The 9,289-nt window shown below is 45.8% G+C and carries 13 protein-coding genes; 5 read left to right on the top strand and 8 right to left on the bottom strand.

Annotated features, from left to right (window positions below):
* Window positions 1-148: 148 nt before the first annotated feature.
* The gene (locus SynBIOSU31_RS06360; RefSeq protein WP_186492601.1) at window positions 149-403 is read right to left on the bottom strand and encodes a Nif11-like leader peptide family natural product precursor; all 255 of its coding nucleotides are present in this window, start codon (window positions 401-403) and stop codon (window positions 149-151) included.
* Between the two features lie 1,037 nt (window positions 404-1,440).
* Here SynBIOSU31_RS06360 and SynBIOSU31_RS06365 point away from each other — a divergent pair.
* A complete protein-coding gene (locus SynBIOSU31_RS06365; RefSeq protein ID WP_186492602.1) occupies window positions 1,441-1,764 on the top strand; it encodes a hypothetical protein in 324 nt (107 codons plus the stop codon).
* A 64-nt stretch (window positions 1,765-1,828) separates the two neighbouring features.
* On the opposite strand, the gene SynBIOSU31_RS06370 is transcribed toward SynBIOSU31_RS06365, so the two are convergent.
* Both SynBIOSU31_RS06370 and SynBIOSU31_RS06375 read right to left on the bottom strand, forming a co-directional pair.
* Complete coding sequence (locus tag SynBIOSU31_RS06370; protein ID WP_186492603.1) at window positions 1,829-2,122, bottom strand: DUF3104 domain-containing protein; 294 nt, start codon at window positions 2,120-2,122, stop codon at window positions 1,829-1,831.
* Window positions 2,123-2,260: 138 nt separating this feature from the next.
* Window positions 2,261-2,803 carry a PAP/fibrillin family protein gene (locus SynBIOSU31_RS06375; RefSeq protein WP_186492604.1) on the bottom strand — a complete coding sequence of 181 codons (543 nt, stop codon included), beginning with the start codon at window positions 2,801-2,803 and terminating at the stop codon, window positions 2,261-2,263.
* 505 nt (window positions 2,804-3,308) lie between these two features.
* On the opposite strand from SynBIOSU31_RS06375, the gene SynBIOSU31_RS06380 reads away from it, so the two are divergent.
* A complete protein-coding gene (locus tag SynBIOSU31_RS06380) occupies window positions 3,309-3,974 on the top strand; it encodes a hypothetical protein (protein ID WP_186492605.1) in 666 nt (221 codons plus the stop codon).
* 48 nt (window positions 3,975-4,022) lie between these two features.
* Here the strand turns inward: SynBIOSU31_RS06380 and SynBIOSU31_RS06385 are convergent, their stop codons facing one another.
* The gene (locus tag SynBIOSU31_RS06385; protein WP_186492606.1) at window positions 4,023-4,493 is read right to left on the bottom strand and encodes a DUF427 domain-containing protein; all 471 of its coding nucleotides are present in this window, start codon (window positions 4,491-4,493) and stop codon (window positions 4,023-4,025) included.
* Window positions 4,494-4,546: 53 nt separating this feature from the next.
* Here SynBIOSU31_RS06385 and SynBIOSU31_RS06390 point away from each other — a divergent pair, with 53 nt between their 5' ends.
* Window positions 4,547-5,272 (top strand): lipase family alpha/beta hydrolase, encoded by a 726-nt coding sequence (locus SynBIOSU31_RS06390; RefSeq protein WP_186492607.1) that lies wholly within the window; start codon window positions 4,547-4,549, stop codon window positions 5,270-5,272.
* Here the strand turns inward: SynBIOSU31_RS06390 and SynBIOSU31_RS06395 are convergent.
* Entirely contained in the window at window positions 5,251-5,856 is a 606-nt protein-coding gene (locus tag SynBIOSU31_RS06395; RefSeq protein WP_186492608.1) for a DUF1543 domain-containing protein, read from the bottom strand. The two genes, SynBIOSU31_RS06390 and SynBIOSU31_RS06395, sit on opposite strands and share 22 nt — an antisense overlap.
* 250 nt (window positions 5,857-6,106) lie before the next feature.
* Between SynBIOSU31_RS06395 and SynBIOSU31_RS06400 the strand changes: the two genes are divergently transcribed.
* Window positions 6,107-6,340: a hypothetical protein gene (locus SynBIOSU31_RS06400; protein WP_186492609.1), complete on the top strand. Its 234-nt coding sequence runs from the start codon at window positions 6,107-6,109 to the stop codon at window positions 6,338-6,340.
* A 135-nt stretch (window positions 6,341-6,475) separates the two neighbouring features.
* Here the strand turns inward: SynBIOSU31_RS06400 and SynBIOSU31_RS06405 are convergent, their stop codons facing one another.
* Complete coding sequence (locus tag SynBIOSU31_RS06405) at window positions 6,476-6,757, bottom strand: hypothetical protein (protein ID WP_186492610.1); 282 nt, start codon at window positions 6,755-6,757, stop codon at window positions 6,476-6,478.
* A 318-nt stretch (window positions 6,758-7,075) separates the two neighbouring features.
* Between SynBIOSU31_RS06405 and SynBIOSU31_RS06410 the strand changes: the two genes are divergently transcribed.
* Window positions 7,076-7,372, top strand: a complete 297-nt coding sequence (locus tag SynBIOSU31_RS06410) for a hypothetical protein (RefSeq protein WP_255477397.1) — start codon at window positions 7,076-7,078, stop codon at window positions 7,370-7,372.
* Between the two features lie 947 nt (window positions 7,373-8,319).
* Here SynBIOSU31_RS06410 and SynBIOSU31_RS06415 read toward each other — a convergent pair.
* Together SynBIOSU31_RS06415 and SynBIOSU31_RS06420 are read right to left on the bottom strand one after the other, a co-directional pair.
* Window positions 8,320-8,586, bottom strand: a complete 267-nt coding sequence (locus tag SynBIOSU31_RS06415; protein ID WP_186492612.1) for a hypothetical protein — start codon at window positions 8,584-8,586, stop codon at window positions 8,320-8,322.
* Window positions 8,587-8,776: 190 nt separating this feature from the next.
* On the bottom strand, window positions 8,777-9,049 hold the full coding sequence (locus SynBIOSU31_RS06420; RefSeq protein ID WP_186492613.1) for a DUF3764 family protein: 273 nt from the start codon (window positions 9,047-9,049) through the stop codon (window positions 8,777-8,779).
* Between the last annotated feature and the right edge of the window lie 240 nt (window positions 9,050-9,289).

Genomic DNA, 9,289 nt, shown 5'->3' on the forward strand with positions numbered 1-9,289 from the left:
GTGTTCAATCGTGCCAGGTATTAGAGGCTAAATAGTGTTCTTGTCAGAGCGACATTAGAAATAGAAAGCGCCTAAAGTGATAGGAGCTTTCTATTTCTAATATGAGATAATAGAGACGGAATTACGAGTTTTGTTTATAGTCGGCATTTTATACGAGTTTTGTGTGGAGGCAAGGCAGTGAGGGTGACCAGCAGTCTGAATCTTGTCCCCCAGCCACGCCTTCCAGTTCTTTTTCAGAAAGCTCTGATTGAGCATTCTTCAAGTCATCAGCACAAATCATAAATCCTGCCCCTTTTGCAATTGCAAGTATTGCATCGGAATCGGCTGCTGTCTTGAGCTTTTCTTGGACGCTGGGGTCAGCTTGGATTTTTTCCAGAAAGGCTTTGAGCTGTTCTTCTGACATCGTTATTAAGCTAGTTCCACTTTTATAGCAACGGAATGATGCAGGTTCTCATGACGATAATTATAGGGCTCAAATTTGCCAGGTATTGGGAATTGACTCTCGGTCTTTTGAGTTTGGCTAAAGAAAACACTAGCATTTAATTGCAAAGAAGGGATTGCTGAATCAGGATTTCCAGTTTCGTCTCAGGAAAATTCATACTGTTATCCATTCTTAAGTTGCACAAGTCATCCCTAGTTGTCAAAGATTCCCCCGCATAGTCCGTTCCCACACCTTCCATCGTGCACCCGCACGGTCAGCTAAGTTGACGTCGGCGAGTGCATCAAGGAACCAGACGCTGTTGTCTCCAATAGACAGAGGCAGGAACGGACCAATGCCTGCTTGATTGGGTGTGCCAGCACCTTCAAGTGCTTCTTGAAAGCCAAGGGTTGTTTTACCACCACATCCTTAAGGTGATGCTCATCACATCACCCAGATCCTCTGCAGTGCCGTCCTGTGCCCTCAACGGAGAGTCGGCGAAGCATGGATGAGGCGTCAGTCCGCGCACAATGCCGGGCTTTGCTTGGTTGCGCTTGAAGATTACACCAGGTACTGAGCAATGACAAAAAGAAACCCCCGCCAAAGGCAGGGGGTCTGAAAACTTTGCGGGAGTGTTTCCGTGTTTCCACCCCGTGAGTTTTCCTCCTCACTATCAGATCGTATTAACAGTATTTGGATGTGCAACTACTTGTGACCAGTGGATTGAACGGCACAACATGGCGCTATACCTGAGGCCGTTGGCTTTTCTCACCGAGAATCCCAACTCCCCAACTTCCTTCGATTTTTGTGCTGCAGGGACGGGAATTGGGATAAGCCTCTCAAGCAACTTGCACAAACTCCGCAAGGTCCAATCACTGAAATTTGTGCCAATTAGATTATTACCCAGCTGGCATGGCGGTGAACTTTAGATAAAAGATGCTGGCAACAATCGCCAACCAACGACTCAAGGCGGTGGAAACGGTAACCTTGAGGTCTCGCAAGCTGGAGATGACTTTCTGATTATGAACTTCTCAAAGCTCTACGGAATTGCATTCTTCACACTGATTCCACTTGCAATTGTGCATGGAATTAAACTAAGTTCAGCAGGTGGTAGGTGTTTTGATTGGGCGCGAGAAGGTTCACCAATCATTATCAAAAGTGAGCAAAGCGCTGATTCATTACTGCCAAGAAATATAAAATTAATGAGTAGAACTTGCGAGACAAAATATTTCAAGGTTCTCGGTGTTGAGATTCCAACATCAGATCGCATCATGACATACGAAGAGTATGAGCAATTCAGTTCTGACGGATTCAAAGAAGTAAAAGAGTTCTTTCCAATCTGGTAATCAACGTCAGAAGCGAGAAGTTGCAACATTGAAGTCATAGCGCTTTTGCGCCCACCCATGTCTCTTACAACGAGTCGTTCAGCCCATCGAGGCAATGGAGCACCTTCAGCACCTCATCCCCATTCACCCACCTGATTGCTCCGTCATCAACATCGGCGATCTGAAACATCGAGTTGATGTCCGGGTTGCGAGCGCCACCATCGATCCAGATCACATGTCCCATCCACCATCCATCTGTCTTGGCTTGAGCGACGGTCTGCTGCTCTTGGACAATCACAAAATCGCCCCGCTTCACATCCAGGAACTCGGGGCGAGCTTCTGCCGGTGCTGCGGTTCCTGAGGCGTGATCGACTGACATGAGCGCTCCGATAGTTCAGATGTTCTACTCATGCCACCTGTCACTGGCAAGTCCTCCTGCGAGGTTGATTGCCAAATGCTGGAACGGATTTTGGGAGCGTCAGAAGTATGAATCACTTCCCCTTTTGTTCCCCAAAACTCAGTCGATTGTCTTGGGGAAATCAGGAAAGAAGTCAGAGACTGCTAAGTCATGCCTCTTGAGCAGGGCAAATGTCGTTCCAGCATTGCCCCGGCAGATGCGCAGCTCTTCCGTGAGTGTTGTGATGTCAAGCCATGCCGGAAATGACTGGTTGATGGACTTGAACAATTCGAGCCGCCGTCCGCCTGGTAAGGCTGGCCCTCTCCAGCCCCCTTTTCGAAAGCGCACTCCAACTCGATTGATACCATCAGTACTGAGCTCAGCCTCAACCGTTACCGCAGCAGCTACGCCTAAAGGACCGGCAAGACGTAGGAGATTCATACCTCGAGAGTTCTCCGGATCGAGAACCTGGAGATTGTCCAACCAGATCGCTTGCTTTAGCCATGGTTGCGTTGCGCTGCTCCAGCGAAGTTCCCACACACCCTTTAAAAGTTTTAGGTCTCTGTTGAGATCAATGTCTGAACTTGATTCAGCAGCCTGAATGAGTTCAAGGATCTTCTTATCCCCTGGCTTCTCTTTTAGTAGCCGAATTAAATCCATCATCTTTAGATCGTGCATAAAAACATCAAATTTTTTTTGTTTATGATCCTAGCTCGCAGCCATGCCAATTGTATGAATTCTCCTTTACAGCGACTTGACCTTTGAAGGTGTACAGAAACATTTATTCGCTTTAATCTATTTGTTATGGTTTTAAAACTCAGCTCTGCGGTTTTGCGCTTTCGTCTTGGGTTTACATTTTTCTATTTTCACTTGTGACTATGCCTATCAGCCATACTCTGGAATTCACCAATAATCACTATTGTCCTTAGGTGACGTTGCTTCCTATTTATCCTGATCTCCAGAAGGTGCCTAAATTTTGCATTTCTTGGGTTGACACTATTAGCGCTTCGCGACACATCCTTTTTGAGTTTTTTTATTGATACTGAATTGTTGAAGCCCCTATAACGGATCTGCTATTAATTGTGATTCTATTCCCTGATGCTACAAGTAATGTCAGAAAGAGGTTTGTGAGTTTCACTTTCTGATGGCCTTGATCTGAACGCAGCCTATGTTGAGGCTGATTACTGCATCTTCGTGTTTTCTTCTTGTATCAACGCTCTACATATTAATTGTTTTATCTGAAGATAAGGTACTTGCCTGTACCTCAATTGAGCGCTTGTGTGCATCCCAAGTTTACTACTGTGGCTTTAAAGATCAGTTCAATATGGCAATCCCTTCTATTGTTAATTGGCTGCGTGACGATATTGACTGTGGGGATGCCCCCGCAGCTCTGTATGTGGCAGAAGTTAACGAATGTCCTGGGCTGATAACTATTGGCCATTGCGCTCTAGAGCTAGTTGGCCAATTGCAATCATTGCCACATCTTGGAAGGCTTAGGTATATCACAAGTGTTGATCCTGTGATTTGTGATAAGCGCTCAAGTCTCTTCCTTAAGGACTGTTGGCTTGGTGAGCAGTTTCTTCTTTTTCAACTTTCTGAATATCGTAAAATCCTGCCACACTTACAGGATTTTGAAGTGCATAGGTATACAGAGACTCTAGAATTACCTGAAAGTGGTTCGTCCAGGTTTGTGGAGTGGATAGCTGAAACATCACAGAGAATATTCTGTAACCCGCAATTTGGATACAGGCTTTGTCTCGACAGCTTGGTGACTACTTCTAGGCAGCGTCTTCTTTATGAACAAGTTAAACGGCAGTGGACCAATGACGAGTGAGCTTGTCTGTTGATTGATTGATTGCGTTGCTCCTTCCTTCTTGGTTGATCAGATCAACTCTGGGTGCTTTGGATCTCCCTTAAATGGACCTTCCACTGCTGAGCTAATCCACCCCCCGTAAAATCCTCCTGGCTGGGCTGTTACCTCCTCCCCGTTGAGCCAACAGCCATCCATCAGTCCTGGATAGAGGGCAAACCAGCCCGCGATTGATTGGAAGGTCTCTGTGGGTTTGGAATAGCGCCAGACTGCTCGGTGGATGCAATGACCTCCAGCCATGACATCGAAATAATCAGCAACTCCTTTCCATTCGCAAAAGCTGTTGCCACTCGCGGAAACTAATAGCTCTCGATTAGTTCTTTCTGGTGGTAAGTAATACGTTGGTGGATGATACGTTTCTAGCACTCGTTTGCATCCAACGCCGTCGAAGAGAACCTCTCCGCCAACCCGAACAAGCACATGATCAGGGGTAAGCTCGAGGCGTGGTGGACGGGGATAGTCAGAAACTTTTTCTGTTGTCATGAAGTGGTTTTGACCTGTAGGGATGATGGTGTTGTTTCAGCCTGATCAGTGCGATGACATCTGTTGATTCCAACCAGCCGGTGGTGATTCTCGGTGGCTTCCTTATTACAGAAGAGGCCTATCAACCGATGGCTGATTGGCTGATGGATCAGGGTGTTCAGGATGCTCAGGTGGTTTCAGTTAGCCGCTATGACTGGCTTTTGACAAGTTGGGGGTTTGGATGGCGGCGAGTGCTGGATCGAGTTGATGCGTTAGTGAAGGAGCTTCAGGCGAGGTCATCAACGGGCCGAGTGACCTTGATCGGTCACAGCTCCGGAGGGGTCATGTTGCGGCTCTATCTCAGCGATCAATTGTTTCATGGCCGTTACTACTGCGGAGCCACCCGATGTGATCGTTTGATCACTCTTGGCAGTCCACACCAAGCTATTCGTTCGACTCCTCTCAGGGCCATGGTTGATCGTTGCTTTCCCGGATGCCATGAGCATGGTGTTGATTATGTGGCGATCGCTGGTGAGCTGCTTTTAGAGAGCTCGACTGCTTCTGCTTTCAGTCGTCGGAGTGCCAAAGCCAGCTATCGCGGCATTGTGGGTTCCGTTGATGTTATTGGTGATGGCCTGGTGCCAGTGGAATCGGCATTGCTTTGTGGTGCTCGCCACCTCATTCAGCTCGAGACTGCGCACGGAGGGTTGTTTGGTTCCATCTGTTATTTCAATCCGGTAAGACTGCATGCTTGGTGGTGGTTTGCTGTTGGCGGCTCTCAGCAGAGTCGGTTCGGATGAGGTTTTGGCTGACGTCCGTCAATCCGCCAATATCCAAACCAATCTGGCCTTAAATCTGCTTCAGGTTGGTCTGGCTCTGGTCTCAGATGGATGTGCCAGCCCTCAACATTGAAGATTGGTAGACAGTCATCAACTCCCTCCAGGTTGGCGATGTTGTGCAAGTCATCCTTATGGATCTGTAGTGCATTCTTGAGCCATCGCCGACGAGCACGTGCCTTAGCCGCGTGTTTGCTGGGAGCCGCTACGAGTCCGAATTGATGCTGTTCCTGCAAAGAGTTGCTGTCATAGCCGCCAAGATTGATGAACCAGAGCTGATCGTTCATTGACGCTGAAGGCGTCTTCCGTGTGTTGTTGTGATTGGCTAGGCCGTCGATCAACTCAATGGCATAACCATCAACATGTCGGATGGCCTTGTAACTGTCGATGTGAAGTCCGCTTAGCAGCCCAAACCATTGTTGCCTGAGCCTTGGAATGGTGTCTTCAATGGTTTCTCCAACCACCCAGCGCACATCGTGCAGTTCTATGTGGCTGCTGGCCGTGCGACCACCTAGAACTACGAGAAACAGTTCCGGAGACGTGCTCATGGTTCAAGAGTGAAGCTTCCACGTCTGAACACAGGTTGTGTCATCAGTCATCACTGGTGTTTCAAGGTTCGATCGGTCCGTAGGACCACCTGGATTCTGCTGCTTGACCCCCTCCGCGGGCTAGTCCTCGTATTGCTGCCCGCTCTGACCCCGCAATGGCAGTGACAGAGTCGTTCAATTGTTTGGATACTCGAGAGAAGGTCTGTTTTTCAGCTCATGGCCTTAGGATCCACCGACTCATCGAGCGTTGATGGCCTGGGAATACACACAGCTTCGCTTTGTTCCCCGTGGCAAAAGCTGGACTGGCGAAATTGAAGAGCTCTGGCTGGACGACAAGCCGTTGATCTCTAGGAATCATCCGCAGCGTGTGAGCCTGGTGGAGTTGATGAATGAGCTAGGAGCTCAAGGCTGGGAACTTGTGACCTATGCCCAGCCCTTCACTGGCTACCACGGGGGCTGCTACACCTTCAAACGCCAGACCTGAACTTCAAAGGACCCAAATCCCCCTATGAATTGAGTGTTTCCTCAGTATTGGCGAGATTCACTAATCAAATCGGAATTGTGTTTGATCACACGGCTCGGAGATCATCGTGGTTTTGCTGATCTAGTTGCCTCTTGTTTAGAGGGTTTCAAACTTTTCAGCGACCAATTGGTGTAAGACCGCTAGTTGGTTAAGGCTTTCCAGTTTTTGCTGCGCTTGACTCAGCATTGCCCTCCCATGGGGAGCACAAGCTTCGATCAAAGCAACCCCTTCTGAAGCTTCTGCCTTGATGCGTTCAGCGCAAAGCTCGAGTTGCTTAGCTAGTGGTTTGTCATGATCACTCTGATGATAAGCGGGTCCAGCAAGAACAGACAAGACTTTTAAAAAGGCAAGGCGGGCTTCATCAGCAGTAATTGTCATGGTCTTCAAAGTGCTTCTTTACCCGAATGTAGGTTGTTGATTGCATCAGAGGCCGTATGTTGAAGTGTGTTTCAGTATCAAGGGCCTCATGTTAATAAAACTTCCTGAAAAACCCTATTAAGCGTTTTGTTTGGCAGCATGATTGCCAAAATTTCATAAGCCCCCTTGTAGGAGTGGTATGAGTGTCGTCCTAATTAATAATGAATCAGTTCAAATATTCAGTTTTTAGCTTAGCTTTTTTTTTCCTGAGCTCTTCTACAGTTAAACTAGAATAGCGAGATTTTTCCTTAAATGCAGATTAGAGAATTCAATAAAAAAGTGGCTTTGTTTGTCACAGAGAAAGTGGGAACAATGTCTTGTGCTTACTTATTTGCTCTGATAGCGCTTGTTTCGCTACCTGAAGCGCTTTTATCAGAAGATCCATTGGAAATTGTCTCCTGGATTGCTGAAACATTTTTACAGCTGGTTCTGCTATCGATCATCATCGTAGGCCAGAATATCCAAAGTGAAATTGCTGAAGAGCAGGCTCAGACTGATCGAGAGACATTAGTTGCTATAAGAAAACTAGCGGAAGAAATCAATGTTGTTGTCGCTGCTCAACAAAATACTGTATGATTGTTATCGTTATGATAAAGTAAGCATTTCAGTGATTTAATAGTTTTTGCTGATCTATTTTAGATTTGTGGGGCATTAATATCATTTGATTGTGCACGCAGATAGAGCTCCATTTCTTTAATGTTTGTCATCATCTGTGAGTTGTGTATGCACTGATTGGGTCAACCCATATCAACTCAGGTGACTATAAGAATGTCTTAGGTTCGTTGCATTGCACAAAAATTGATCGCATCTATTGACGAGGCGACAATTAAGATTGATCCCTTGAGGCTTTTGACCTCATGTATTAATCGGCATTGAACTGAGCTACAACAGCCTTAGATGCATCAAGAATGCGCACTGATCGTCTGATTTTTTGGCAAAGGCTGTTTCCCCAGATAAGAGCTTCATCCCTGTTATCAGTGGTCCCATGTAAGTGCCATTCAAGAAATGGGTTTAATTCTTCGATTTGATAGCTTTGCAGAGCCGTCTTCCTAGCAACCATAGGCCTGCTCGGCATGAAATTGAGCCCATTCTAGATCACTAATATGTTAATTCTTAGTGTGATTACTGTAGATTCATTAGTACAAGATTGCTTGTAAGTAGATATACTTCCATTGACCAGCCAAATAAAAATGATAAAGTCACGGAAAAGATGAGGTAAAAATATTGAGTTATTAGTGGGAAATGAGAAATTTCGGATTTGTTCATCCGTATATGAGTGCTCCAGGCAAACTTACTGCAATTTATGCGAACTGAAGGATTGTGAGGATTAAAGCTGTTATTTCTCTGTATCACATATTTTACTTAGTGATCAAATGCTACGTATTTTAGGTTCAATGGCTAAGACTCTGTATTGATTTCATGCCCTTTCATTTAACTCAGCTTGGATGACTTGTTCTGGCATGTATGGATAAGCACCTTGCTGCCTAAAAGGCATCATTGATATTGATCATCATGATTTTTATCTATAACGGATGATCAAATGGATGTGGATGATCAGGAAGACTGACTTTGTAGAGTGTGTCTTCGACTGGCTTCCACTGAACCAGGTGAATCGGGTTGATTTTATGTTTGTCGAGACAATCCCAGATGTCACTTCCAGGCAAAGTGGCTTCTGACCATTGATCGCCTTCGCTGATCATCTGCTCTCTCACATAGTCTTTCCAATCTTCCCAGTTGATTTTAGGATAGCTTGCGACGAACTTATCAAGAATCACGATATGAAAATCCATTGTTGACTCCTTTAATTGACAGTGATTAACTTGGAATATGATACGCACACAATGTTTTGTAGTGCGCTTCTAGCCAATTAATTACTTTACCATTGATCTATGACTATGCCGCACAGTTTGAGATCATAAAATCGCCCCCGCTTCATGCGGGGTCTTGATCTGCTGTAGTTGCTTCGCTTTTCTGATGCGTTCACTGCTCTGTATAGGCTGTGATGATTGTGCTTTCGATGATGTGCCCAGCTCCTCGGATCATGTCTTTGTTTTCTTCAAAGACCTTTTGTGCCACCCCAATGGGGGCTTGTTGAATTGCACAGACCTTTGATGGATCTTCTTTAGAGACACCTCTAAACAATGATTTGATCCCTACCGATGCATGCATTTGGTTGACATCATCGCTGTCATAGACTTTGGCCCATTCCGAGAATGGAACGCTGAGTTTGAACGTCCAGATGGTAGTTTCCACGTTGCCGAACCAAGACTACCTTTGATTCTGACATCAAGACTGTTTCTCACCGTCTGAGTATGTGACAGTCTTTTTTCTAATCAAGGTATTAATTACCACCTCAATAGGCTGTGGGTTAGCAACTAGCTTATTACTTGATGTATTCGTCTATTTAGACGGATCTGATACGCTTAAAGAGGCTTTGTTGTTAGTTGCCCTGCCTATATTTTGTGACACAGTCTCTTATTCGTAATACTTAGC

The organism is Synechococcus sp. BIOS-U3-1, from assembly GCF_014279975.1.
Lineage (GTDB): Bacteria > Cyanobacteriota > Cyanobacteriia > PCC-6307 > Cyanobiaceae > Synechococcus_C.

Excerpts from the sequence above, each read along its gene's own strand:
- SynBIOSU31_RS06360 (WP_186492601.1), bottom strand. The coding sequence starts at position 403 with ATGTCAGAAGAACAGCTCAAAGCCTTTCTGGAAAAAATCCAAGCTGAC.
- SynBIOSU31_RS06365 (WP_186492602.1), top strand. The coding sequence starts at position 1,441 with ATGAACTTCTCAAAGCTCTACGGAATTGCATTCTTCACACTGATTCCA.
- SynBIOSU31_RS06370 (WP_186492603.1), bottom strand. The coding sequence starts at position 2,122 with ATGTCAGTCGATCACGCCTCAGGAACCGCAGCACCGGCAGAAGCTCGC.
- SynBIOSU31_RS06375 (WP_186492604.1), bottom strand. The coding sequence starts at position 2,803 with ATGATGGATTTAATTCGGCTACTAAAAGAGAAGCCAGGGGATAAGAAG.
- SynBIOSU31_RS06380 (WP_186492605.1), top strand. The coding sequence starts at position 3,309 with ATGTTGAGGCTGATTACTGCATCTTCGTGTTTTCTTCTTGTATCAACG.
- SynBIOSU31_RS06385 (WP_186492606.1), bottom strand. The coding sequence starts at position 4,493 with ATGACAACAGAAAAAGTTTCTGACTATCCCCGTCCACCACGCCTCGAG.
- SynBIOSU31_RS06390 (WP_186492607.1), top strand. The coding sequence starts at position 4,547 with ATGACATCTGTTGATTCCAACCAGCCGGTGGTGATTCTCGGTGGCTTC.
- SynBIOSU31_RS06395 (WP_186492608.1), bottom strand. The coding sequence starts at position 5,856 with ATGAGCACGTCTCCGGAACTGTTTCTCGTAGTTCTAGGTGGTCGCACG.
- SynBIOSU31_RS06400 (WP_186492609.1), top strand. The coding sequence starts at position 6,107 with ATGGCCTGGGAATACACACAGCTTCGCTTTGTTCCCCGTGGCAAAAGC.
- SynBIOSU31_RS06405 (WP_186492610.1), bottom strand. The coding sequence starts at position 6,757 with ATGACAATTACTGCTGATGAAGCCCGCCTTGCCTTTTTAAAAGTCTTG.
- SynBIOSU31_RS06415 (WP_186492612.1), bottom strand. The coding sequence starts at position 8,586 with ATGGATTTTCATATCGTGATTCTTGATAAGTTCGTCGCAAGCTATCCT.